The organism is Ectopseudomonas khazarica, from assembly GCF_004521985.1.
GTDB classification, from domain to species: Bacteria; Pseudomonadota; Gammaproteobacteria; order Pseudomonadales; family Pseudomonadaceae; genus Aquipseudomonas; species Aquipseudomonas khazarica.
Genome location: NZ_SBHZ01000008.1, coordinates 175,121 through 199,307, shown reverse-complemented (window position 1 = coordinate 199,307; position 24,187 = coordinate 175,121). Strand labels below are relative to the sequence as shown.

The 24,187-nt window shown below is 65.3% G+C and carries 24 protein-coding genes; 16 read left to right on the top strand and 8 right to left on the bottom strand.

Annotated features, from left to right (window positions below):
* Positions 1-197: 197 nt before the first annotated feature.
* The 4 genes from EPK82_RS12800 to EPK82_RS12785 form a co-directional block, all read right to left on the bottom strand.
* Positions 198-3,377, bottom strand: coding sequence for an efflux RND transporter permease subunit (locus EPK82_RS12800; protein WP_134676800.1), 3,180 nt, complete (start codon positions 3,375-3,377; stop codon positions 198-200).
* Positions 3,374-4,831, bottom strand: coding sequence for an efflux RND transporter periplasmic adaptor subunit (locus EPK82_RS12795; protein ID WP_134676799.1), 1,458 nt, complete (start codon positions 4,829-4,831; stop codon positions 3,374-3,376). The genes EPK82_RS12800 and EPK82_RS12795 overlap by 4 nt, the downstream gene beginning before the upstream one ends.
* Positions 4,828-6,075 carry a TolC family protein gene (locus EPK82_RS12790; RefSeq protein WP_134676798.1) on the bottom strand — a complete coding sequence of 416 codons (1,248 nt, stop codon included), beginning with the start codon at positions 6,073-6,075 and terminating at the stop codon, positions 4,828-4,830. The genes EPK82_RS12795 and EPK82_RS12790 overlap by 4 nt, the downstream gene beginning before the upstream one ends.
* An 85-nt stretch (positions 6,076-6,160) precedes the next feature.
* Positions 6,161-6,526 carry a hypothetical protein gene (locus EPK82_RS12785; protein ID WP_051800533.1) on the bottom strand — a complete coding sequence of 122 codons (366 nt, stop codon included), beginning with the start codon at positions 6,524-6,526 and terminating at the stop codon, positions 6,161-6,163.
* Between the two features lie 300 nt (positions 6,527-6,826).
* Between EPK82_RS12785 and EPK82_RS12780 the strand changes: the two genes are divergently transcribed.
* The 3 genes from EPK82_RS12780 to EPK82_RS12770 are packed head-to-tail and all read left to right on the top strand — an operon-like array spanning position 6,827 to position 8,335.
* On the top strand, positions 6,827-7,405 hold the full coding sequence (locus EPK82_RS12780; protein WP_208651130.1) for a TetR/AcrR family transcriptional regulator: 579 nt from the start codon (positions 6,827-6,829) through the stop codon (positions 7,403-7,405).
* 20 nt (positions 7,406-7,425) lie between these two features.
* Positions 7,426-7,725, top strand: coding sequence for a YciI family protein (locus tag EPK82_RS12775; RefSeq protein WP_134676796.1), 300 nt, complete (start codon positions 7,426-7,428; stop codon positions 7,723-7,725).
* A gap of 4 nt (positions 7,726-7,729) precedes the next feature.
* Positions 7,730-8,335, top strand: a complete 606-nt coding sequence (locus tag EPK82_RS12770) for a DNA-3-methyladenine glycosylase I (protein ID WP_134676795.1) — start codon at positions 7,730-7,732, stop codon at positions 8,333-8,335.
* Between the two features lie 129 nt (positions 8,336-8,464).
* Here EPK82_RS12770 and EPK82_RS12765 read toward each other — a convergent pair whose 3' ends face one another.
* Entirely contained in the window at positions 8,465-9,355 is an 891-nt protein-coding gene (locus EPK82_RS12765) for a LysR family transcriptional regulator (protein WP_037057526.1), read from the bottom strand.
* A 108-nt stretch (positions 9,356-9,463) separates the two neighbouring features.
* On the opposite strand from EPK82_RS12765, the gene EPK82_RS12760 reads away from it, so the two are divergent.
* On the top strand, positions 9,464-9,982 hold the full coding sequence (locus EPK82_RS12760) for an SRPBCC family protein (RefSeq protein ID WP_037057524.1): 519 nt from the start codon (positions 9,464-9,466) through the stop codon (positions 9,980-9,982).
* A 169-nt stretch (positions 9,983-10,151) separates the two neighbouring features.
* On the opposite strand, the gene EPK82_RS12755 is transcribed toward EPK82_RS12760, so the two are convergent.
* Positions 10,152-10,625, bottom strand: coding sequence for a hypothetical protein (locus tag EPK82_RS12755; protein WP_134676794.1), 474 nt, complete (start codon positions 10,623-10,625; stop codon positions 10,152-10,154).
* Positions 10,626-10,744: 119 nt separating this feature from the next.
* On the opposite strand from EPK82_RS12755, the gene EPK82_RS12750 reads away from it, so the two are divergent.
* The 3 genes from EPK82_RS12750 (at position 10,745) to EPK82_RS12740 (ending at position 13,671) form a co-directional block, all read left to right on the top strand.
* A complete protein-coding gene (locus tag EPK82_RS12750) occupies positions 10,745-11,647 on the top strand; it encodes an AraC family transcriptional regulator (protein WP_134676793.1) in 903 nt (300 codons plus the stop codon).
* Between the two features lie 222 nt (positions 11,648-11,869).
* Positions 11,870-12,703, top strand: a complete 834-nt coding sequence (locus tag EPK82_RS12745) for an oxidoreductase (protein WP_134676792.1) — start codon at positions 11,870-11,872, stop codon at positions 12,701-12,703.
* Between the two features lie 26 nt (positions 12,704-12,729).
* Positions 12,730-13,671, top strand: coding sequence for an AraC family transcriptional regulator (locus tag EPK82_RS12740; protein ID WP_134676791.1), 942 nt, complete (start codon positions 12,730-12,732; stop codon positions 13,669-13,671).
* A 47-nt stretch (positions 13,672-13,718) separates the two neighbouring features.
* On the opposite strand, the gene EPK82_RS12735 is transcribed toward EPK82_RS12740, so the two are convergent.
* A complete protein-coding gene (locus EPK82_RS12735; RefSeq protein WP_037048203.1) occupies positions 13,719-14,318 on the bottom strand; it encodes a helix-turn-helix domain-containing protein in 600 nt (199 codons plus the stop codon).
* A 244-nt stretch (positions 14,319-14,562) separates the two neighbouring features.
* Between EPK82_RS12735 and glnT the strand changes: the two genes are divergently transcribed.
* The 4 genes from glnT to EPK82_RS12715 all read left to right on the top strand — a co-directional run bounded on the left by glnT (position 14,563) and on the right by EPK82_RS12715 (position 19,126).
* Positions 14,563-15,897, top strand: coding sequence for a type III glutamate--ammonia ligase (glnT, locus tag EPK82_RS12730; protein ID WP_037048201.1), 1,335 nt, complete (start codon positions 14,563-14,565; stop codon positions 15,895-15,897).
* Between the two features lie 125 nt (positions 15,898-16,022).
* Positions 16,023-16,925: a class II glutamine amidotransferase gene (locus EPK82_RS12725; protein WP_037048198.1), complete on the top strand. Its 903-nt coding sequence runs from the start codon at positions 16,023-16,025 to the stop codon at positions 16,923-16,925.
* A gap of 161 nt (positions 16,926-17,086) precedes the next feature.
* Positions 17,087-17,770, top strand: a complete 684-nt coding sequence (locus EPK82_RS12720) for a GltB/FmdC/FwdC-like GXGXG domain-containing protein (protein WP_037048195.1) — start codon at positions 17,087-17,089, stop codon at positions 17,768-17,770.
* A 30-nt stretch (positions 17,771-17,800) separates the two neighbouring features.
* On the top strand, positions 17,801-19,126 hold the full coding sequence (locus tag EPK82_RS12715; RefSeq protein ID WP_134676790.1) for an FMN-binding glutamate synthase family protein: 1,326 nt from the start codon (positions 17,801-17,803) through the stop codon (positions 19,124-19,126).
* Between the two features lie 70 nt (positions 19,127-19,196).
* Here EPK82_RS12715 and EPK82_RS12710 read toward each other — a convergent pair whose 3' ends face one another.
* The gene (locus EPK82_RS12710; protein ID WP_134676789.1) at positions 19,197-19,658 is read right to left on the bottom strand and encodes a methyltransferase family protein; all 462 of its coding nucleotides are present in this window, start codon (positions 19,656-19,658) and stop codon (positions 19,197-19,199) included.
* A 364-nt stretch (positions 19,659-20,022) separates the two neighbouring features.
* Here EPK82_RS12710 and EPK82_RS12705 point away from each other — a divergent pair, with 364 nt between their 5' ends.
* The 5 genes from EPK82_RS12705 (at position 20,023) to EPK82_RS12685 (ending at position 24,186) form a co-directional block, all read left to right on the top strand.
* Positions 20,023-20,580: a dimethylamine monooxygenase subunit DmmA family protein gene (locus EPK82_RS12705; RefSeq protein WP_134676788.1), complete on the top strand. Its 558-nt coding sequence runs from the start codon at positions 20,023-20,025 to the stop codon at positions 20,578-20,580.
* On the top strand, positions 20,577-21,521 hold the full coding sequence (locus EPK82_RS12700; RefSeq protein ID WP_134676787.1) for a PDR/VanB family oxidoreductase: 945 nt from the start codon (positions 20,577-20,579) through the stop codon (positions 21,519-21,521). Before EPK82_RS12705 ends, EPK82_RS12700 begins: the two co-directional genes overlap by 4 nt.
* 10 nt (positions 21,522-21,531) lie before the next feature.
* Entirely contained in the window at positions 21,532-22,560 is a 1,029-nt protein-coding gene (locus tag EPK82_RS12695) for a heme-dependent oxidative N-demethylase family protein (protein WP_037048189.1), read from the top strand.
* A gap of 51 nt (positions 22,561-22,611) precedes the next feature.
* Positions 22,612-23,742: an aminomethyltransferase family protein gene (locus EPK82_RS12690; RefSeq protein WP_037048188.1), complete on the top strand. Its 1,131-nt coding sequence runs from the start codon at positions 22,612-22,614 to the stop codon at positions 23,740-23,742.
* A gap of 102 nt (positions 23,743-23,844) precedes the next feature.
* Entirely contained in the window at positions 23,845-24,186 is a 342-nt protein-coding gene (locus tag EPK82_RS12685) for a DMT family transporter (protein ID WP_047589437.1), read from the top strand.
* The last annotated feature ends 1 nt before the right edge of the window (position 24,187 follow it).

Genomic DNA, 24,187 nt, shown 5'->3' with positions numbered 1-24,187 from the left:
GCTGACCAGCCTTGGGGCAGTCATCAGAGGCACCCAGACCTGTCTGGCCTGGGTGCCTGGTGACGGCGCCACGTTGGAGGCGCTATGTGCTGGCGCTTATCCCGTGAAACGATGCGGTCCTGCATCTACCCGACTGATCTGCCCAGCGCACTGTCTGCCCTCGCTGACTGCGGCGGCGAGCAGGGGACTCGGGCGTGTCATGGGGCATCTCCCGTTTCGACTGCTGTCGTGGCGGCGTGGCGGTCGTCGACCTTGGGTGCATGCCGTCTGCGCATCAGGGCATAGGCGGCGGGCAGGACGAACAGTGACAGCAGTGGCGCGGTGACCATGCCGCCGACCATGGGCGCCGCGATGCGACTCATGATCTCGCTGCCGGTGCCGCTGCCCCAGAGGATCGGCAACAGGCCGGCAATGATCACGGCCACGGTCATCGCCTTCGGGCGTACGCGCTGCACCGCGCCGAAGCGGATGGCATCGAGCAGCGCCGATTCGCCGAAGTGCCCGGCCGTCTGCTTTTCCTGCCAGGCGTTCTTCAGATAGAGCAGCATGATCACGCCGAACTCCGCGGCTACCCCGGCCAGCGCGATGAAGCCCACGCCAGTGGCGACCGACAGGTTGTAGCCCAGCAGCCAGAGAAACCAGACCCCGCCAGTCAGTGCGAAGGGCAGGGTGGCCATGATCAGCGTGGCTTCGTCGATTCGCGTGAAGGTGAGGTAGAGCAGCACGAAGATGATCAGCAGGGTCGCCGGCACCACCAGCTTCAGGCGCTGGTTGGCGCGCTCCATGAACTCGAACTGGCCAGAGTAGCTCAGGCTCATGCCCGCCGGCAGTTGCAGGCGCTCATCGATGGCCTGGCGCAGGTCGGCGACCACCGAGGCGATGTCGCGACCACGCACGTCGATGTACACCCAGCCGGAGGGGCGTGCGTTCTCGCTTTTCAGCATGGGCGGGCCGTCGGCGACGCGCACCTGAGCAACCGTCCCCAGGGTGATCTGGCTCCCTTGCGGGGTGTAGATCGGCAATTCGCGCAGGGCTTCCAGCGAATCGCGCCACTCACGGCCATATCGCAGGTTGATGGGGTAGCGGGCCAGGCCTTCCACCGTTTCGCCGACCTTGGCCCCGCCGATGGCGCCGGCGACGATGGCCTGCACCTCGGCGATGTTCAGGCCATAGCGGGCGGCCACCGTGCGGTCGATGGCCACGTCGATGTAGCGCCCGCCTGTCAGGCGCTCGGCCAATGCCGAGGACACGCCAGGCACCTCGCGGGCAATGCGTTCGACTTCGGCGGTCGCCTTGTCGATCTGCGCCAGGTCGCTGCCGGCGACCTTCACCCCAATCGGGCTCTTGATCCCGGTGGCGAGCATGTCGATGCGGTTGCGGATTGGCGGAATCCACAGGTTGGCCAGGCCTGGCACCTGCACGGTGCGATCCAGCTCTTCCACCAGCTTGTCCATGGTCATGCCTGCGCGCCACTGCTCCCTGGGCTTGAACTGAATGGTGGTTTCGAACATCACCAGCGGCGCCGGGTCGGTGGCGCTGTCGGCGCGACCGGCCTTGCCGAATACGCGCTCGACCTCGGGCACGGTCTTGATCAGGCGATCCGTCTGCTGCAACAGCTGGCCGGCTTTCTGCGATGACAGACCGGGCAGCGCCGTGGGCATGTAGAGCAGGTCGCCTTCATCCAGTGGCGGGAGAAATTCGCCACCCAGCTGGCTCAGCGGGTAGAGCCCGGTCAGGAACAGGGCGAAGGACAGCGCCAATGTTGTTTTCGGCCAGTTGAGCACGGCATCGAGGGCTGGCCGGTACAGGCGGATCAGCCCGCGGTTGATGGGGTTGCGGGCCTCGTCGGGGATCCTGCCGCGAATCCAGTAGCCCATCAGCACCGGCACCAGGGTCACCGACAGCCCGGCCGCCGCGGCCATGGCGTAGGTCTTGGTGAAGGCCAGCGGACCGAACAGCCGGCCCTCCTGCGCCTGCAGGGTGAACACCGGGATGAACGACAGGGTGATGATCAGCAGGCTGAAGAACAGGGCCGGGCCCACTTCGACCGCCGCTTCGGTGATCACCTTCCAGTGCGTGGCGCCCTTCAGCTCCTCGCCCGGATGCTTCTCACGCCAGTGTTCGATGTGCTTGTGCGCGTTCTCGATCATGACCACCGCTGCGTCCACCATCGCACCAATGGCGATGGCGATGCCGCCGAGGGACATGATGTTGGCGTTGACGCCCTGCTTCTGCATGACGATGAAGGCGATCAGCACACCGACCGGCAGTGAGATGATGGCCACCAGCGACGAGCGCAGGTGCCAGAGGAACAGCACGCAGACCAGGGCCACGACGATGAATTCCTCCATCAGCTTGTGGCTCAGGTTCTCCACGGCACGGTCGATCAGGCCGCTGCGGTCGTAGGTGGTGACCACTTCCACGCCCTCGGGCAGGCTCTTTTGCAGTTCATCCAGGCGCTGCTGCACGGCCGCGATGGTGTCGCGGGCGTTCTTGCCGCTGCGCAGGATCACCACGCCGCCGACCACTTCGCCTTCGCCATCCAGTTCGGCGATGCCGCGACGCATTTCCGGGCCAAGCTGGATATGGGCGATGTCGCCCAGCGTCACCGGGGTGCCCTTGGCGTCCAGCTTCAACGGGATCGCGCGAAAATCCTGCAGTGACTGCAGGTAGCCGGAGGCCCGCACCATGTACTCCGCCTCTGCCAGCTCCAGCACGCTGCCCCCGGTTTCCCGGTTGGCGGCCTCGATGGCCTGGGCCACCTGCTGTTGGGTGATACCACGGCTGGCCATGCGCACGGGGTCGAGCAGAACCTGGTACTGCTTGACCATGCCGCCAATGCTGGCGACCTCGGCCACATTGGGCAGTGTCTTGAGCTCGTAACGCAGGAACCAGTCTTGCAGCGAGCGCAGTTGCGCGAGATCGTGCCCGCCGGTGCGATCGACCAGGGCGTACTGGTAGATCCAGCCCACCCCCGTGGCATCCGGCCCCAGGCTTGGCGCGACCCCGTCGGGCAAGCGGCTCTGCACCTGACTGAGGTACTCGAGCACACGTGAGCGGGCCCAGTAGAGGTCGGTGCCATCCTCGAACAGGACATAGACGTAGCTGTCACCGAAGAACGAATACCCGCGCACCGTTGCTGCGCCCGGTACCGACAGCATGGTCGTGGCCAGCGGGTAGGTGACCTGATTCTCGACGATCTGCGGCGCCTGGCCCGGGTAGGGGGTGCGGATGATGACCTGCACGTCGGACAGGTCCGGCAGGGCATCGATCGGACTGTTGTTGACGGACCAGACACCCCAGGCCACGGCGAACAGGGTGGCGAGGACGACCAGCAAGCGATTGGCGACCGACCAGCGGATGATGGCGGCAATCATTGCTCATGCCCTCCATGCCCGGCCTGTTGTTCATCGAGCTTTTCCACTCGCTCGATGAACAGGCCGTCGTCGCGCTGGGATACACCGACGCGAACGCGCTCACCGGCTTTCACTTGCGTCAGCAGGGCAGGGTCGCCGACCGGAAAGGGCATGGTCATGCCCGGCATGCCGAGGGACTTGAACGGGCCATGCGCCAGTTCGATCATGCCGTCGTCTATGCCGACAATGGTGCCTTCGGCCTCGTGCAGGGCCGGGGGCGTTGCAGCGGCCGGCCGAGGCGTATCGGCGGCGATGATGCCGCGCAGGCTGGCTTCGGAGTCCAGCAGGAACTGGCCGGAAGCGACCACCGTCTGGCCTTCCTCGAGGCCGTCGGTGACCACGGTATCCCGCTCGGCCTCCTGACCGATGCGCACGGCTACAGGGCGAAAACGGCCATCGCTTTCCGCCACCATGACCAGTGTGCGCTTGCCGGTACGGATCACCGCTTCGCTGGGCACCACCAGCACCGATTGCTCATCGCTGCTGAGCGTCACTTCGGCCGTCATGCCCGGGCGTAGACGCTGCTCGGGGTTGGGCAGCTCCACGCGAACCTGAACCGTGCGACTCTGCACGTCGGCCTGCGGCAGCACCGCCTGGATAAGACCCTCTACCGGTTTGCCGGGGAACGCGGGCAGGCGCGCCTGCACTCGCTGGCCCTGACGCAGGGCGCCAGCCTGGGCCTCGGGTACGGCGACCTCCAGCCAGACAGGGTCCAGGCCGTTGACCTGGGCCAGCGACATGCCGGCCGCCAGGGTCATGCCCTCACGCACCGACAGCGCCTGCAGCACCCCGCTGATCGGGCTGGTGACCGTCCAGACCGTTTGCACCTGACCGGACCGCTCGACACGGGCGATCAGCTCGGCCGGCATGCCGGCCAGGCGCAAGCGCTGGCGGGCTGCGGCCAGCAGCTCCGGTTCCTGCAGGTCGCGCAGGGCCAGAAATTCAGCCTGCGCCGCACTCCATTGCGGTATCAGCAGGTCAGCCAGCGGCGCGCCCCTGGCAATCACGTCCTGCGGGGCTCTGGCGTAGACGCGCTCGACGAAACCACCGCTACGCGCCTGCACCACGGCGACATCGCGTGCATCGAAGGCCAGCACGCCGACCGCATCCACGGACTGACTGATGGTCGTGCGGCGCACCGTGGCCAGGCGCATGCCAAGGTTCTGAGTGATGCCGGGGGCGATGCGCACGCTGGCGGCGTCCCCCCCTTCCTCGGCGTAGCGCGGCACCAGATCCATGTCCATGAAGGGGGACTTGCCCGGTTTGTCGAACTTCTGCTGCGGGTACATCGGGTCGTACCAGTAGAGCACGTCACGCGCCAGGGCCTCGGTATCGGCGGCTTGCGCCATGGCGACGGAGGAGGCGAGCAGCGGGAGGGTGATCAGCCTCGTCAGGCATTTGATCCAGGTGTTCATGGGGTCTCTCCAAAGGCGAAATGCAGGCGGGCGTTGGCCAGGGCACGATCACGGGCCACATCGATACGGCGCAGACGGGTTTGCAGCAGGGCTTCGCGCGCCGCCACCACGCTGCCGAGGTCGCCACGGCCACCGCGGTAGTCCGCAAGCGTCAGCCGCACCTTGTCTGCCGCCAGCGGCAGGAGTGTCTGTTCGAGGCGGGCGAGCGTGCTTTGCAGGCGCTGCAGTTCGGCCAGGTCCGCGCTCAGTGCCTCGGTGTGCCTGCGCAGGGCGTCCTCGCGTTCGGCGCTCACCTGCGCCAGTCGCGCCTCTTCGGCGGCGATGCGCGGGTTCTGCCGGGTACCGGCGAACAGCGGCAGGTCGATGCTGAGGTTGAGGCTGAGCATGTCGCCGAAGGCCTCGCGGCGGCCGTACTCCACCCCCCAGCCCCAGTCCGGTCGCTTGTCGGCGATCGCCTCGTTCAAGCGTGCCTCGGCCTGGCGGGTCAGTGGCTCGTACGCTTGCAGCTGCGGATGGTGCTGCAAATGGCTGCGGTACCAGACCACATCGGTTGGCCAGTCCGGCCAGGCACCGCTCAGGGGTTGCTCGGCGGCCGCGCCTATCCAGCGGCGCAGGGCGGCGCGGGCGACGGCTTGGGTGCGCCGCAGCTCGTCTTCCTTCTCCGCGAGCAGGGCGGCTTCCTGGCGTGGCACCACGGCGTCCGCCGCGCTACCACCGCCGCCGGCGATGCGGGCGCGAACGGCGCGTTCGAGCAGGCGGTTCTCGTCATAGAGTTGTTTGAACAGCGAGAGCTTCTCGTCCACCGAGCGGGTAGCGATCCAGGCCTCGGCGACCTGGCGGCGTACCTCCAGGCGCGCGATCTGCTGGCGCTGCTCGGCGACATCGACGCCCGCTCTGGCTGCCTCGATCCGCGCCCGGCGCTTGGCGCGATTGGGTACCTCCTGGGTGAATCCGATGGCCTGCATGGTCATCGGCTCCCGGTCGAAACGCCAGGCGGCGTCACTCTCGATCGGTACGTTGCGCAGTCCCAGGCTGAGCCTGGGGTCGGGCAGCGCGCCTGCCGGGATGGCGGACTGGCGCGCGGCCTCCAGGTTGGCCGCCTCTGCGGCCAGTGACGGGGCCTGGTCTTCGGCGAGGCGCAGGGCCTCATCCAGGCTCAAGGCTGCCGCCAGGCCGGGCAACGCCAGGCTGCCGGCGAACACGGCCACCGTCAGATGACGGCGCCGTAAACGAAATACGGGCATGTGGTGATTCCATGTCTTTGATCCGTGCGCGAGGCGCACGCAGGAGCCGGCCGCTCAGCGGCAGCCGGCGTTCAGGCGACAGGAATCAGCTACGGGGTGGGTGCCAGAGAGGCTCGGTAGCGCCAGGCAGAGGGGTGAAGCTCGAGGGGAAGGGACCCGGTTGGTCGATCAGCAGCAATGCGCTCTTGCCACTGCCTACCTGCAGCAGGCTACCGGCTTTGCAGTCCATGCCGGTCTTGCACGGTTGCTTGTGGCCGGTTTGCGCCATCGTTTCGCAACAGGGGTCGAGGGCGCTCATCTGCTGATCCATGCCAGGCATGGCGGGCGACGGCATGTACTGCGAGGCATGTACGGCACACGCCTGCGCGGGCATCAGCAGGCTCGCCATCCCGTTGATGGGAAGCGTCAGACTGACCAGCAGCAGGAAGTAGAACCGGAGGAGGGCCTTCATGCCGGCGAGTCTACCGATGCCCGGTCGGCTGTCAATAACGGCCGGTGCATCTGGACCAGCAGACGCCCCCTCGCGCATGGCTCCGGATCGGCGGGTTCGCTAGCAAGGCAGGCGCTGGGGCTTTTCCTGGCCATTGCTGCTGTTGCGGGAGGCTGCCTGCGATCACAGGCCGACCTGGTGAGCCGGCAGGTAGTCCTCCTGACTTGACCGGTTAGGATGATCGTCCTAGGCTCTGGTCTATCAATTAGGTCAAACGTCCTAACTCAACGGGCAAGCGATAGGTACACCTGGATGACTGGCATGACTACCCGCGAGCGCATTGTCTCCGAGGCGGACAGGCTGTTCTATGAGCGGGGCTATGAGCACACCTCTTTCGCCGACATCGCCGATGCGGTCGGCATCTCCCGTGGCAACTTTTACTACCACTTCAAGAGCAAGGACGAGATTCTGGATGCGGTCATCGGGGACCGCATGACGAGCACATCGGAGATGCTGCAGGCATGGGAGGCCCTGAGCAGTACTCCCGCCGAGCGCATCAAGAGCTTCATCCTCATTGTCATCACCAATCGAGCGCAGATCATCCGGCATGGCTGCCCGGTCGGCACACTTTGCAGCGAGCTGGCCAAGATTGGCCATCCCGCGCAACCGCAATCCAACCAGCTGTTTACCTTGTTTCGCACCTGGTTGGGCCAGCAATTCACTTTACTCGGGCACGAGGCAGAGGCTGATTCGCTCGCCATGCACGTATTGGCTTTCAGTCAGGGCGTTGCACTGCTGGCACATGCATTCCAAGACAAACGCTTTGTCGAGCGCGAGGCCGAGCGCATGTGCGCATGGCTTGATGGCATCGCCGATGAGGCAATCGCAAAGACCGAATGATTGTTCAGGGAGGACCGCTGATGTTCATCGTGTTTCTAAGATTTTCAGCCGGGCGCGATCAGGCCGCTCAGTTGATGCAGGCGCACAAAGATTGGCTGCAACGCGGTTTCGACGACGGCATTTTTCACTTGGCCGGCAGCCTCCAGCCACAGGCTGGAGGGATGATTCTGGCGAGTGGAACCACGCTGGCCCAGCTTGAGGAACGGGTCAGCAACGACCCTTTCGTTGCGCAAGATGTCGTGCGAGCTGAAATCGTAGCGGTAACACCATCGAAGGCAGATCCCCGCCTGGAGTTCCTGCTGGCGGATATGGGGAGTTGAGGCGGTGAACAGGACGATCATTGGCGTCGACGGCCTGCATCGCTGCCGCTGGTGCGCAGCAGCACCGGAGTTTCTCTCGTATCACGACACGGAATGGGGCTTTCCCATCGCCGATGACAGGCGCCTGTTCGAGAAGATCAGCCTCGAGGCATTCCAGTCGGGCCTCAGCTGGCGAACGATCCTGGCTAAGCGAGATAACTTCCGTGCAGCATTTCATGGCTTCGATTTCGAGCGGATTGCCCAATTCGGCGAGAGCGACATTGAGCGGTTACTTCAAGACCCTGGCATCGTCCGCCATCGTGGCAAGATTGAGGCCGTCATCAACAATGCGCAGCGAGCCTGTGACATCGTTGAATCGGAAGGGTCGTTAGCCGCCTTCTTCTGGCGCTACGAACCCAGGACAGCAGACCCAATCGAGCCTCAGAGCGCCTCGTCTTCTGCCGAGTCGGTGGCGCTGTCGAAGGAGCTGAAAAGACGAGGCTGGAAATTCGTGGGGCCTACGACCGTCTACGCGTTCATGCAGGCCATGGGACTGTTCAACGACCATGCAACCGATTGCGCGATCCGGGTAGAGGCGGAACGTGCGCGGCAATGTTTCGAGAGGCCTTAGGTGTGGATTCATCTCCGCTACCTGCGCAGTGGTCGCGTCTGCTTCTGACCGGTTGCGGACGCTGGCAACAGACTGCTTTCGGCCAAAAGCTGCCTGTCGGGAATGAGCCAGAATCGATCCCGATAGCGTTCAGTTACAGACTTCGGCTAGCAACGCTCGAATCCAGCGATGAGCAGGGTGTTGCTGGGTACGCTCATGCCATACCAGCAGCTTACGAAAACCGGGAATCGTTAGCGGTGGTTCCAGGATCTGTAGGCCGTCTCCGGGCTGTATCAACCGACGAGGGAGAACGGCAATCAGGTCGCTGTTGCGCAGAACTTCCAGCAACAGTAAGAAGCTGGGCAGAGACAGAAGAACGCGCCTCTGACGGCCTAGGGCGGCAAGCGCTTCGTCAGTCACCCCACTAAAAGCGTCCCCTGCCATTGACATGATGACATGCTCCAAAGCACAGAAGCGGTCTAAATCTAAACCGCCGGCTGCGGCATGACCCTTACGCATTGCACAGACATACTGCTCGTCATAAAGATGTCTGGCGTGTAGTCCTTCATGGGTACTTTCCGGCGTGAGGATAGCCAAGTCCAGCTCGCCGGACTCCAGCTGCTGTTGCACCCGCTGATTGTCTACCGGCCGGGCGGCAACTCGAATACCAGGAGCCTGTCGGCGCAACTCCGCGAGCAGAGGAAGCAGGATGGTGCGCTGGGCATAATCGGTAGCCGCAATCGATAGGGTGAAGCTTGCACTTACCGGCTCGAACTCCTCCGGCTGCAGCATTCCCTCGATCTCACCCAGAATCCGCTTTATCGGCAATGCCAGAGCCTGGGCGCGAGGGGTCGGTACTAGGCCGCGTTGGGCTCGGACGAACAACGGGTCGTCGAAGCTATCGCGTAAGCGATTGAGCATGCCGCTGACCGCCGGCTGAGTGAGTGCTAAGCGCTCGGCTGCCCGTGTGACGCTGCCTTCATCAAGCAGTGCATTCAGGGTTTTGAGCAGATTGAGATCGAGGCTCCTGATATCACGCATGCTTATGGATAACCTATCCAATGACGATTGGTCTTATGGATTGTCGTCGCTCACCATGCCCTGGTCAAAATCGTGGCAAGCGCCACATCCAACCCAAAGGACTACGTCATGAATTACATCCATTGGCCCGAGGGGTATGAGCCAGGCTTCACCGATAACTTCGCCTCAAACGAGGTCATCGTCTTCGGGCTGAGTGCCGCACAGGTCTGGCCTCTGCTGGCCATCGCCACGCAATGGCCTAGTTACTATGCCAATTCGGCAAATGTCCGTTACTACAATAACGCCGCCCCGCAGTTGGCCGAGGGCGTACGTTTTTACTTCGAGACCTTTGGTTTTCCCGTCGAGGCACGCTGCAATGAATACGTTGCGCCGGCCAATGGTCAGCCAGGGCGAATTGCATGGCATGGCTGGGCGGGTGAAGAAGGGGCCGAGAACCGTCTCGACGTCCATCATGCCTGGCTAGTCGAAGACCTATCTGGTGGCCGAGTACGGGTACTGACTCAGGAAACCCAGAAGGGTGAACCAGCGTTGGAACTTGCACGCGCTAAGCCAAATCCGATGATCAACGGCCATCAGGACTGGCTGGAAGGCCTTATCGGAGCAGCACGTAACGCGTTAAATGCCTAATGAATCGAGCGCGCTTGTTTGGCGCGCTATGTGAATGGCCCCTTGATTTGTAGACACTTATGACTGCTTTTGGCCGCGAGCAGCCAGTCGCCTGAATCAGCTTTCGAGCGCAGATGGCCTCCCGGTCAGATCAGGGCGCCCGCTGTCTGCAAACCCCAGCCCCCAACTGCTAGGCGCGGCGGCGCAGGTGCAGCACCTGCGCCGTTACGCCGATGACCAGCGCCAGCAGCAGGCCGAGCTGCGTGCCGATCAGCAGCGGTGAATGCAGGTCGGTCACCAGAGGGTGGCCGTCCGGCACGCGGCGCAGCACTTCGGATAGCGTCGGCAGCATCAGCAGGAAGGCTGTCACGCTGAGCAGGATGGTTTCCAGGTACACGGCGACTCGTCCCGGCAGGCCGATGTGGCCGACCCCGTAGCCTGCCACCAGCAGGACGAGGGTGAGCGCCGCGATGATGTTGCTCACCGGCTGCCTGGCGATCAGAAAGACCGAGCCGGCGCCCAGCAGCATGAACACCAGGTACGCCATGCCGGGCGCGGAGCGGGGCAGGATGCGGCCGTGACGGGCGAACATGTACGCAGCCAGTGGAATGGCCGGCAGGCTGCTCAGCGTATGTACCCAGCCAAGGGTGGAGATTCCGAACATTGGGTGCTTCCTCCGGTTGGATGATCGGCAAAGCCTTTGGCTGCCTGATCGCTTCAGATCATGCGCCGTGCTGGGCTATGCTGGTGCGCTTACAGTAGTCAACGCAGCGCCATCCCGACATGACCGATTCACCGGAACACTTGACCATTCTTCCGGAAATGCAGCTGGAAGGCTTCACCAACGGAGACCTGCTGTCCCAGGTGCTCGCGCAGATACGCCTGACCGGCGACCGCGTGTATTCCGCCACGCTTGAGCAGGGCGAACGCCTGGCGCTGGAGTGCGGCAGCGCCCACGTATGCCTGCTGCAGACGGGGCAGGTGCAGATCCGCCGTGACGAGGAGGCGGCCATGCAGCTGGCGCCTGGCGATGTGTTCCTGCTGCCCCACGCGCTGGACGACCTGACGCTCACGACCGCTGAGGGCCCCGCCACGCTCGCCATCTGCCGCTTCTGGTTCGATGCCGGCAGTTTCCGCGCCATGTTGTTCGCCCTGCCATGGCTGATTCATATCCGGCAGGCCGAGGCCGCTGCGTGGTCCGAGGGGCTGTTGCATTTCATGCTGCTGGAAGCCCGTGACGTGCAGCCCGGCGGGGCGCTGATGGTCTCGCGGCTGATCGACCTCACGGTCATCCGCGTGCTGCGCACCTGGGTCCAGCAGGGCGCCGCGTCGGGGTGGCTGGGCGGTCTGTCCGACGCCCGTATCGCACGTGCGCTCAAGGCCATTCATGAACAGCCCAGGCAGCAGTGGCGGATCGAGGCGCTGGCGAAGCTGGCCGGCATGTCACGCTCCAGTTTCTGTGAGCGTTTCAGCACACTGGTGGGGCGCGCGCCCTTGCGTTACCAGAACGAATGGCGACTGACGCTGGCCAGGACCCTCCTGGCCAGCCAGGACAGCCGCATCGGCGACGTGGGTTTTGCGGTCGGCTACGAGTCCGAGGCGGCCTTCAGTCGTGCCTACAAGGCCTTCTTTGGCCGCTCGCCACGGCAGGATCATGGCGCCCGGGCAGGCCTGGCAGGCGATTGAGCCGCCGCGTACATGACCAGTGTGCGTGTGGCTGCAGGCGAGCCAGAGGGTATCGAGGCATCTCGTTCCGGCTGTCGGCTGGTGCTGCACTTCTCTTCGCCCGAGGCCTTCAGCGTACCTGTCGCGCTGATAGGATCAGGCAATAATGAAATCCTGCCCGGCATCGTGCCGAGGCGCTCACGCTCCTAGCATGGTTGCACCTCATTTCTTCAGGAGTGCCCCATGAGCGCAGTAAAGACTCTCTTCATCACCGGTGTCAGCAGCGGGTTTGGCCAGGCCCTGGCCAAGGAGGCCCTGGTTCAGGGGCACCGCGTCGTCGGTAGCGTGCGCAGCGACGCGGCGCGGGTCGCGTTCGAGGCGCTTTCGCCCGGAAGAGCCCACGGGGTGCTGCTGGACGTCACCGATTTCGCGGCCATCGATACGGTGGTCGCTGCCGTCGAAACGCAACACGGCCCCGTGGACGTGCTGGTGAACAATGCCGGCTACGGGCATGAGGGCATCATGGAGGAATCCTCGCTGGAGGACATGCGGCGCCAGTTCGACGTCAACCTGTTCGGCGCGGTCGCGGTCAGCAAGGCGTTCCTGCCGTATTTCCGCCAGCGAAGGGCAGGGCGTATCCTCAACATCACCTCGATGGGCGGTCATATCACCATGCCGGGCATCGCCTATTACTGCGGCAGCAAGTTTGCCCTGGAGGGCATCTCGGACACGCTGAGCAAGGAGCTTGCGCCCTTCGGCATCCATGTCACGGCCGTGGCGCCGGGATCGTTTCGCACGGACTGGGCAGGCCGCTCGATGCAGCGCACGCCACGCAGCATCAGTGACTATGATGCGAGCTTCGATCCGGTGCGCAAGGCCCGTGTGGAGAAGAGCGGCCATCAGCTGGGTGACCCGCAGAAGGCGGCGCGGGCCATGCTGACGATCATCGACAGCCCCGCGCCGCCCGCTCATCTGCTGCTGGGGAGCGACGCCCTGGCCCTGGTGCGTGACAAGCTGCAGAGCCAGATCGAGAGTATCGAGCAATGGGAGGCGCTCAGCCGCTCCACCGATGGCTGAGCCTCGACAGGGAGGGGCCGCAACGCATGACCAGACCCAGCGACCCGAGCACGGCGCGCATGGTGCAGCTGATGAGTCAGCTCGCACCACAGGAAGGGTACAACCTGAGCCCGCTGGATGACGTGCGCTTTCTGCGCAGCAATCGGCCGCTGACACGCACGCCGGTGCTCTATGAGCCGGGCATCGTCATCCTCTGCCAGGGCCGCAAGCGCGGCTACCTGGGTGAGGATGTCTACATCTACGATGCCCAGCATTACCTGGTGGTCTCGGTGCCGGTGCCCTTCACCATGGAGACGGATGCCAGCAAAGCGGAGCCCATGCTGGCGCTGTACCTGCGCCTGGACTTCGGTCTGGCGGGCGAGCTGATCCAGCAGGTGGATGAGTTGCGGGGCGCGAGCGTGGCGCAGCCGATGGGCATGTACGCCTCGCCGATGGATGAGCCGTTGCGCCAGTCGACCCTGCGTTTTCTGCAGATCATGGTCGATCCCGAGGACGCCAGGGTGCTCGGCCCGGCGATGCTGCGCGAGCTCTACTACCGCATTCTCTCTGGCGAACAGGGCGGCACCCTGCGCGCGGCCATCGCCCAGCAGGGGCAGTTCGGCAAGGTGACGCGGGCCATTCACAAGATCCACAACTGCTATCACGAGCGTCTGGATGTCGAGGCGTTGGCCCGGGAGGCGCAGATGAGCGTGCCCAACTTTCATCTGCACTTTCGCAAGGTCACCGACACCTCGCCCATGCAGTACCTCAAGTCGACGCGCCTGCACCAGGCGCGCTTGCTGATGCTGCGCAACGACCTGACGGCGGCGAAGACGGCATATCTGGTCGGCTATGAGAGCGCTTCGCAGTTCAGCCGCGACTTCAAGCGCTTCTTCGGGCGCACGCCGCTCGTCGAGGTGAAGCGCATGAAGCAGGCCTACGCATTGCCGGAGCCCGCGACGCCATCGCCTTTCGTATCATCGCACTGACGTCCGCGAGCATTGGCGACGGGCGCCCGCGTGCCGGGCCTGCGCGTTCAGTCCGAGCCGTAGTTCATGATCGACAGCAGGCGGATCGGCACCTTCACCAGCTTCTCCGGGCCGTGCGGCACTTCGCCGTCGAAGGTCAGGCTGTCACCGGCCTGCATGGGGTAGAGCTGGTTGCCATGGCGGTAGACCAGTTCGCCTTCCAGCAGGTGGAGGAACTCGGTGCCGGGGTGGGCGAAGGTCGGGAATTCCTCGCTGGCGTCGTCCATGCTCACCATGTAGGCCTCGAAGCTCTTCTTTGGCCCACGGGTGTGGTTGAGCAGGCGGTAGGTATGGCCCTTGTCGGTCCCTCTGCGTACCACTTCGAGGCCTTCGCCGGCCTTGACCAGCAGGGCGCTGCCACCTTGCTGGTCGTACTGGCTGAACAGCTTGGACATGGGCATGCCCAGTACGTCGCAGAGGCGGCTGAGGGTGTCGAGGCTGGTGGAGACCTGGGCATTCTCGATCTTGCTCAGCATGCCCTGGCTGATTCCGGCGATGCGCGCCACGTCGGCGATCTTCAGTTCCTGCGCCTGGCGCTGGCGGCGGATCTGCATGCCCAGGTATTGCTCGAGCTTGAGGCGGGGCGGTTTTTCCGGAGTGGTCGTCATACAGGCTTATTTCTTCTGTGAATAAAAAGTTCGCACCAGGAATGAGCGGGCTGCCTTGCTTCGGTGCGTTTTTCGTTCGTGACTTTCCTCCTATGAAAGCATTTTTCCTCGGCAGATAGAAGAAAGACGCGGGTTGCCGGGGCGCCTCGCGTGGGCATGACCAGTTGGCAAGCTGCTTGCATTTCTTTTGGGGAAATTAAAATTCCCCAGCGGAATAATGGCGACGCTACCGGAGGCCTTACCCATGTTGCCCAGCGAAACCCAGAAAATCATCGACCAGCATGGCATCAAGTATGTGCTGGCCCAGTTCGTCGATATTCACGGTGCGGCCAAGACCAAGTCGGTGCCGGTCTCGGGCCTCAAGGCGGTGGCCGAGGAGGGCGCCGGTTTCGCCGGTTTCGCCATCTGGGGCATGGGCATGGAGCCGCACGGCCCGGATTTCATGGCCCGCGGCGACCTTTCCACGCTGATGCCGGTGCCCTGGCAGCCGGGCTACGGCCGCGTGGTGTGCATCGGTCATGTCAACGGCCAGCCCTGGCCCTACGACACCCGCTACGTGCTGCAGCAGCAGGTGGCACGCCTGAGCGAACGTGGCTGGACGCTGAATACCGGTCTGGAGCCGGAGTTCAGCCTGTTCCGCCGCGATGCCGACGGCAAGCTCTGCTCCGTCGACGCCAGCGACAAGCTGGAGAAGCCCTGCTACGACTACAAGGGGCTGTCGCGTTCGCGCGCCTTCCTCGAGAAGCTCACCGAGTCGCTGCAGCCGGTCGGCTTCGACATCTACCAGATCGACCACGAGGATGCCTGCGGCCAGTTCGAGATCAACTACACCTACAGCGATGCCATGGAGTCGGCGGACCGCTTCACCTTCTTCCGCATGGCCGCCGGTGAGATCGCCAACGACCTGGGCATGATCTGCTCGTTCATGCCCAAGCCGGACCCGCGCCGCGCCGGCAACGGCATGCATTTCCACCTGTCGATCGCCAGTGCCGGCAACAGCAACCTGTTCCACGACGCCAGCGACCCCAGCGGCATGGGCCTGTCGAAGATCGCCTATCACTTCCTGGCCGGCCTGCTCGCGCATGGCCCGGCGCTGTGCGCCTTCGCGGCGCCGACGGTGAATTCCTACAAGCGGCTGGTGGTGGGGCGTTCGCTCTCGGGGGCGACCTGGGCGCCGGCGTTCATTGCCTATGGCGACAACAACCGCTCGGCCATGCTGCGTATCCCCCATGGGCGCATCGAGTTCCGCCTGCCGGATGCGGGCTGCAATCCGTACCTGGTCACCGCCGCGATCATCGCCGCCGGCCTCGATGGCATCGACCGTCAACTGGAGCCGGGCACGGCCTGCAACGAGAACCTCTACAACCTGAGCCTGGAAGCGATTGCCGCACGGGGCATCAAGACCCTGCCTCAATCGCTCAAGGAGGCCTGCGACGCGCTGGAGGCCGACCCGCTGTTCCGCGAGGTGCTGGGCCCGCAGGTCGTCGACGAGTTCCTCAAGCTCAAGCGCATGGAATGGGTCGAGTACAGCCGCCACGTCTCCGACTGGGAGATCGAGCGCTACACCGAATTTTTCTGAAGCTGCAAGCCACGGGCTTCGAGCCGCACGCAAGAGCGGTTCGAGGTGTTGCACGACATCTGTATCAACTCGGTCAGTTAGCAGCTCGCAGCTTGCAACTCCCGAACGAAGTGAGGACTGCCTTTATGTGTGGAATCGTAGGTCTGTACCTGAAGAACCCGGCGCTGGAAAGCCAGCTCGGCGCACTCTTCGAACCCATGCTGCTGGCCATGACTGACCGTGGGCCGGACAGCGCCGGCTTCGCCATCTACGGCGACGAGGTGAAGGCGGGCTGGATCAAGCTGACCCTGCAGAGCACCGAGGCGGGGCATGACTTCAAGGGGCTGATGGGCGAACTGGAAGGGCGCCTGGGCTGCTCGCTGGAGTGGTTTCAGAACGCCAGCGCCGCCGTGCTCAAGACCGATGCCGACGAAGCGGCGGTGCGCGCGGTGCTGGCCGAACTGGCGCCTGCCGTGCGGGTGATGAGCGTCGGCCAGAGCATCGAGATCCTCAAGGGCATGGGCTTGCCGAAGGACATCACCGAGCGCTTCTCGCTGGCGAAGATGAAGGGCAGCCACATCATCGGCCATACCCGCATGGCCACCGAGAGTGCGGTGACCATGGAGGGCAGCCATCCGTTCTCCACCGGCCAGGACCTGTGCCTGGTGCACAACGGCTCGCTGTCCAACCACTTCCGCCTGCGCCAGGAACTGCGTCGCCACGGTATCGAGTTCGAGACCGAGAACGACACCGAGGTGGCTGCCGGCTACCTGACCTGGCGCCTGCGCCAGGGCGACTCGTTGAAGGAGGCGCTCGACCATTCGCTGGTCGACCTCGACGGCTTCTTCACCTTCGCCATCGGCACGCGCGACGGCTTCGCGGTGATCCGCGACCCGATCGCCTGCAAGCCGGCGATCCTCGCCGAGACCGACGACTACGTGGCCATGGCTTCGGAATACCAGGCGCTGTCCAGCCTCCCGGGTATCGACAAGGCCAGGGTCTGGGAACCGGAGCCGGCCACCATGTACATCTGGGAACGCAGCGCCTGAGTCGTTCCTCGCCCGCTGCGCCCGTCGCTTGCGGCGGCAGAACCTCGCGATCCGCCTGCCGTGCCCCTGGTACCGGCTCGTACCTCGCTGCGGTTCTCCCGCGCATCCGGCGCGCTGGCGGCGGCCTGAGCCCGACTCGCTACTTTTTGGGAGACAGCATCATGAAGACCATCGACCTTTCCAGCGCCTCGGTGCGCGACCTGAACCAGGCGCTGCACGAGCAGGCCAAGACCCTCACCGAGCGTGAATGGGTCGTCAGCAACCCCGGCGGCAAGCACAACCTGGCCGTGGGCCTGAACGAGTCGCTGAGCGTGGATATCGACGGCCACGCCGGCTACTACTGCGCCGGCATGAACCAGAAGGCCAGCGTCACCATCCATGGCAACGTCGGCGTCGGCGTGGCCGAGAACATGATGAGCGGCATGGTCCGCATCAAGGGCAGCGCCTCGCAGTCGGCGGGGGCCACCGCCCATGGCGGCCTACTGGTGATCGAGGGCGATGCCGGCGCACGTTGCGGCATCTCGATGAAGGGCGTCGACATCGTGGTCGGCGGCAACATCGGCCACATGAGCTGCTTCATGGGCCAGGCCGGGCGGCTGGTGGTATGCGGCGATGCCGGCGACGCACTGGGCGATTCGCTCTACGAGACACGCATCTACGTCAAGGGCACGGTGAAGTCGCTGGGGTCGGACTGCATCGAGAAGGACATGCGCGCCGAGCACCTCGAGGAGCTCGCCGAGCTGCTCAACCGCGCCGGCTTCGATGAGGACCCGGCCAGCTTCAAGCGCTACGGCTCCGCCCGCCAGCTGTACAACTTCAAGGTCGACAACGCTTCGGCGTACTGATCGCGCACCCTGCCCGACGAGGAACTGCATATGAGCGAGAAAATCACCCCGGTGCTGCGCGAATCCGCCACCTTCGACCGCCTGTCCATCCAGGAAATCCAGCGTGCTGCGGAAACCGGCATCTACGACATTCGCGGCGGTGGCACCAAGCGCAAGCTGCCGCATTTCGACGACCTGCTGCTGCTCGGCGCGTCGATGTCGCGTTATCCGCTGGAGGGCTATCGCGAGAAGTGCGGCACCGACGTGGTACTCGGCAATCGCTTCGCCAAGAGGCCGATCCACCTGAAGATCCCGGTGACCATCGCCGGCATGAGCTTCGGCGCGCTGTCCGCGCAGGCCAAGGAGGCGCTGGGCCGTGGTGCCAGCATCGCCGGCACCAGCACCACCACCGGCGACGGCGGCATGACCCCGGAGGAGCGCGGCCAGTCGCAGCACCTGGTCTATCAGTACCTGCCGTCGCGCTACGGCATGAACCCCGATGACCTGCGCAAGGCCGACGCCATCGAGATCGTCCTCGGCCAGGGCGCCAAGCCGGGCGGCGGCGGCATGCTGCTGGGCATGAAGGTCACCGAGCGCGTCGCCGGCATGCGCACCCTGCCGATCGGTGTCGACCAGCGCAGTGCCTGCCGGCATCCGGACTGGACCGGCCCGGACGACCTGGCGATCAAGATCGCCGAGATCCGCGAGATCACCGACTGGGAGAAGCCCATCTACGTGAAGATCGGTGCCAGCCGCCCGTACTACGACGTCAAGCTGGCGGTGAAGGCCGGCGCCGACGTGATCGTCCTCGACGGCATGCAGGGCGGCACCGCCGCGACCCAGGAGGTGTTCATCGAGCATGTCGGCATCCCGATCCTGTCGGCCATTCCGCAAGCCGTGCAGGCGCTGCAGGAGATGGACATGCACCGCAAGGTGCAACTGATCGTCTCCGGCGGCATCCGTACCGGTGCCGACGTGGCCAAGGCCATGGCCATGGGCGCCGATGCGGTCGCCATCGGCACCGCTGCGCTGATCGCCCTGGGGGACAACCATCCGCGCCTCGACGAGGAACTCAAGGCCATCGATTCGGCGGCGGGCTTCTACGACGACTGGCAGAACGGCAAGGACCCGGCCGGCATCACCACCCAGGACCCGGAGCTGGCCAAGCGCCTCGACCCGGTAGCCGCCGGCCGGCGCCTGGCCAACTACCTGCGCGTGCTGGTGCTGGAGGCGCAGACCATGGCCCGTGCCTGCGGCAAGTCGCACCTGCACAACCTCGACCCCGAGGACCTGGTGGCCCTGACCGTGGAGGCCGCGGCCATGGCCCGCGTGCCGTTGGCCGGCACCAACTGGGTGCCAGGGCAACTGCAGTACTGAACCCCGGAGTGTCCATCCGAAGGGCCGCAACGCCAGGCGTTGCGGCCCTTTTTTGCGTGGCACCGGCGCACTAGAGCCAGCGCCGCACCTGCTGTCGGTAGGCGGCGTAGTCGTCGCCGAACAGGCTGGCCAGCGCCCGTTCTTCCGGGCGGATCTGGAAGCGGTTCATGTACAGCACGAACCCCGCCACGCCCGCCAGGAGCAGTGGGGAAGCCAGCAGTACGGCCCAGGCCAGCAGTGCGATGGCGAACCCCAGGTACATCGGGTTGCGGCTGTACTGGTAGATGCCGCCGACGACCAGCGCCGAGGCCTGCCCCGGCCGCAGCGGGTTGACGGTGGTGCGGGCGTTGCCGAAGGAGCGTATGCCAAGCAGGCAGGTGGCCGCGCCGAGCAGCAGCACTGGCAGGGCGCCCGCCACCCGCCAGGAGGTAGCCAGGTCGATGCCGGGCAGGAGCGGGGCGGCCAGCCACATGAGCAGGGCGAACAGCAGGGCGATCAGTGGCGGCGGGATGCGTGCGTCCAGTAGGTGCATGGCGAGTCCTTGGCGGGGATGAGCTGGCGACTCTATGGCCTGTAGTCGCTACAGGGTCAAGTGCCAGTCGGGCAGGGCGGCCGAAGCCATCGAGGTGCACGGCGGCAGCCGGCCCGGGCGTTCTTCACCGATGAAGGCGATGTTTCAGAAAGTCTGCGGATGCGCCGTGCCGGCGCGCGCTGCTCCCCGCTTGTGCAGCGTTGCCAGGCGCTGCGGGGGGCTTGTTCTGCCTGGGCCCCGATGCGCCGCAGGTTGCGTGGACATGGCATGGTCCATGCTTTCCTGTTGAGAACAAAAAGTTCCCATCGGGAATTTAACCGAGGCGCTTCGACCCCCGTCTTGCTGTCACCCAGGAGGACTTTCGATGACCAGTTCCAGCGCTGAACCGCTGTTCAGCACCCCGCGCTACGCCGCGACCGCCACGCCGACGCCGGCCAGTCTGCGTCTGCTGGTGGCTCAGGATGCCAGCCGCGCCGGCGGCCTGCTCGATCAACCGGGGCCGATGCGGCTGCTCACCCTGCATGGCGAACTCGCCGCTGCCGAGCAGCAGGAGTGCCTGCCAAGCACCGAGGCGCTGTTCCTGCGCCTGCAGATGCTGCTGGAGCAGGCTCCGGCAGGAACGCGCCTGCAGGTGGCCGGTGACGAGGCCTTTCTCTGGCATGTCTGTCGCCTGGCTCGGCATGCCGGCCTGCTGGCCGACGAGATCGAACTGTTCAAGCTGGGTGAGCGGCGGCGCCTGTACTGCGTGCACTGCAGCGAGATGCAGGATATCGGCAGCGAAACCGAGTGCAGCTGCAGGCACTGCGGGGTGAAGCTGTTCGTGCGCGAGCATTTCTCCCAGCGCCTGGGGGCCTACATGGGGGTGTGCCTCGATCCGGATCGGCCCTACGAGCAGGCGCAAGCCGGGGAGCGGCAGGCATGAGCGCGATGCTGGAGGTACAGGTCACCGCGGTGCGCCAGCTGACGCCGGTGGTGCGCGAATTCACCTTCGCCGCGCTCGACGGCAGCCTGCCGGGCTTTTCCTGCGGCAGCCACGTGCAGGTCGTGTTGCCGACCGAGGGGCGCACGTTGCGCAACGCCTATTCGCTGCTGAGCGACCCGCGCGACCGAGGTACCTACCGCATCGCGGTGCGCCTGCAGGATGACTCGCGTGGGGGATCTCGCTACCTGCATGAGCGGGTCCGGGTCGGTGACCGGCTGCAGATAGGCGTGCCGAGCAACCTGTTCGCGCTGCATTCGCAGGCACGTCACCACATTCTGGTGGCCGGTGGCATCGGCATCACCCCGTTCATGGCCTACCTCAGCGAGCTCCAGGGCCAGGGCGCCTCATTCGAGCTGCACTACGCCTATCGCAGCGGCCTGACCGATGCCTATGCCAATGAGCTGCGCGAGCGTCTGGGCGAGCGCTTCCGCGGTTACGACGCGGCCGCCGGCCAGCGCCTGCACTGCGCCGAGCTGTTCAGCGGCAAGCCGCTCGGCAGCCATCTCTACGTCTGCGGCCCTCAGCGCCTGCTCGATGAGCTCAAGACGCTGGCCGAATGTCGCGGCTGGTCCGCCGGGCGCCTGCACTGGGAAGCCTTCGCCGCGCCCGAGCCGGGCGAGCCGTTCACCGTCGAGCTGGCGCGCAGCGGCCAGCGTCTGCAGGTAGCGGGTGACCACAGCCTGCTCGAGGCGCTGGAGGCCGCCGGTGTCGAGGTGCCCAACCTCTGCCGTGGTGGCGTTTGCGGGCAGTGCACCACGCGCTACCTGAGCGGGGCGGTGGAGCACCGCGATCACTATCTGGATGAGCAGCAGCGCGGCGCAGCGCTGATGCCCTGTGTTTCCCGTGGTGGCTGCTCCGGCACGCTGCTGCTCGACCTCTGAGGAATCCGCCATGCCCGTCGTGCTCAAACCCCTGGAAACCTACCGGGACGATTTCACCTTCAGCAACAGCCCCGAGGCCATTGCCCGCTTTCCCTTTCCGTTCCCCGAGGACAGCTACATGTACTCGGTGAACATCGAGCCGGCCACGCCGCGTGAGCCGGGCTCGGTGTTCGAGCACTGGTTCGACATCGACGAGCACTACGTCTCGGAGATGGCCGAGCGTGCCTGCGTCCTGGAGAAGGACCCGGAGCGCTGCCTGGTGATGCCGCACATGGCGCAGGCCGCCTGGGACAGTCTGGAGATGCTGATGGAGCATCTGGCGGCCGATTACCCCGAACACTTCGCCCTGCAGCGCGATGGCGACCAGTGGCTGTGGATCAACCGCCCGCTGGGCATCGAACAGCGCTTCACCTTCGGCGATGCCAGCACGCTGCCGTTCGAGCCGCTGGAGTACATCACCCGCCAGGCGCAGGGCGATTTCGCCGTGCTCGACCAGCGTGATGGCGACCTGTTCATGGACGCCGGCATGGTCACCTGCCCGGCGGACTGGTCGATCAAGTTCGACGCCGGCATGAGCTTCAAGCAGTGGCACGCGCCGGTGCCCGGTGTGGCGCATCAGCTCGGGGTGTTCGAGCGGGCGCTGAAGTACCTGCTGAACATCCAGGTCGGCCAGCCGGTGCGCCGGCTGAACTGGACCATGACCATCAACCCGCGCATGGACACCTCCTCGGAGACTTTCCACGAGTGGGGGCACGAGCGCGGCCTGGTGACGGCGGAGAACGTCGCGCGCCTGGTGCACCTGCGCGTGGAGCTGCAGTTCATGCCGCGCCTGCCGCGCAGCAATGCGCTGCTGTTCGGCATCCGCACCTACCTGATCAGCCTGGAACAACTGGCCAGCAACCCGGCCTGGGCCTGCCGCCTGCACCGCGTGCTGCGCGACCTGCCGGACGAGATCGCCGACTACAAGGGCCTGACCCGCTATCGGCAGACGGTGGTCGACTGGCTGCGCCAGTTCGACCCGCAGGCCCAGGCCGCCTGATTCCATCCCCTGCGTGCGCAGGCCCAACGACGAACAACAGGAGAAACAGACATGGCCAATTCCTGGCGCATTTCCGCCCTTGCCGAGCGTCACCGCGCACTGGGCTCGCAACTCGAAGACTGGAGCGGCATGGGCACGGCCTGGACCTACGCCAGTGACCTGGCCGACGAGCACGAGGCGATCCGCACCCGCGCCGGGCTGATGGACGTGTCCGGGCTGAAGAAGGTGCACTACGTCGGCCCGCATGCCGAAAGCCTGCTGGAGTACGCCACCAGCCGCGATATCTCCAAGGTCTATCCGGGCAAGAGCGTCTACGCCACGATGCTCAACGAGGCCGGCAAGTTCGTCGATGACTGCGTGATCTACCGCACCGGCCCCAACGCCTTCATGGTGGTGCACGGCTCGGGTAACGGCCACGAGATGCTGCTGCGCTCGGCCCAGGGCCGGCAGGTGGCGGTGCTGTTCGACGACGACCTGCATGACCTCTCGCTGCAGGGGCCGCTGGCCGTGGACTTCCTCGCCGAGCAGGTGCCGGGTATTCGCGAGCTGCCTTACTTCCATCACCTGCAGACCCGGCTGTTCGACCGCCCGGTGATGATCTCGCGCACCGGCTACACCGGCGAGCGTGGCTACGAGATCTTCTGCAAGGCCGCCGACGCGCCGCTGATCTGGGACAGCATCCTGGACAAGGGCAGGGACCTGGGCATCATCCCCTGTGCCTTCACCGCGCTGGACTGGCTGCGGGTGGAGAGCTACCTGCTGTTCTTTCCCTACGACAACTCGGAGATGTATCCCTTCGCCGACCAGCCGGCCGGCGACACCCTGTGGGAGCTGGGGCTGGACTTCACCGTGTCGCCGACCAAGGGGGATTTCCGTGGCGCCAGCGAGCATCGGCGCCTGCAGGGCAAGGAGCGCTTCCGGATCTTCGGTGTGCTGCTCGACGGCGACAAGGCGGCCGAGGCCGGCGACACGCTGTGGGCCGGGGGCAAGCAGGTCGGGGTGATCACCTGCGCCATGTATTCGCGGCTGTCCGGCAAGTCCATGGCCATCGCCCGCATGGAGGTGCCATATGCCGAGCAGGGTGCGGCGCTGGAGGTCAAGGGCAGCCTGGCGGTGAAGGCCATCGCCCACAGCCTGCCGTTCGACGACCCGGAAAAGAAAAAACGCACGGCCAAGGGTTGAGGCCGCTCCCGCGACGGGGAGCCGTCGCGGGCACTGCAGTCCAGGGGCAAGGGAGCAGGGCCGCAGGGAGGTGGCCCGACCTGCTCGCACAAGGAGCGCATCATGGCCTGGTTGAATGGCTGGGGATTTCTGCTGCTGGCGGGGCTGTGCGAGGTGTTCTACGCCTCGATCATCCCGCGCACCGATGGTTTCACACGCTTATGGCCGAGCCTGTATTGCGGCTTCTTCCTGCTGCTCAGCATCTACCTGCTGAGCCTGTCCGTGCGCGTGCTGCCACTCGGCCTGGCGTATGCGGTGTGGGTCGGTATCGGCACCCTGGGCACGGTGGCCTATGGTGCGATGTTCCTCGGTGAAAGCCTCAACCTGTTGCGCAGCCTGTGCCTGCTGATGATCATCGCCGGTATCGTCGGGCTGAAGCTGTTCACCCCCGCACCACTGGCCTGAG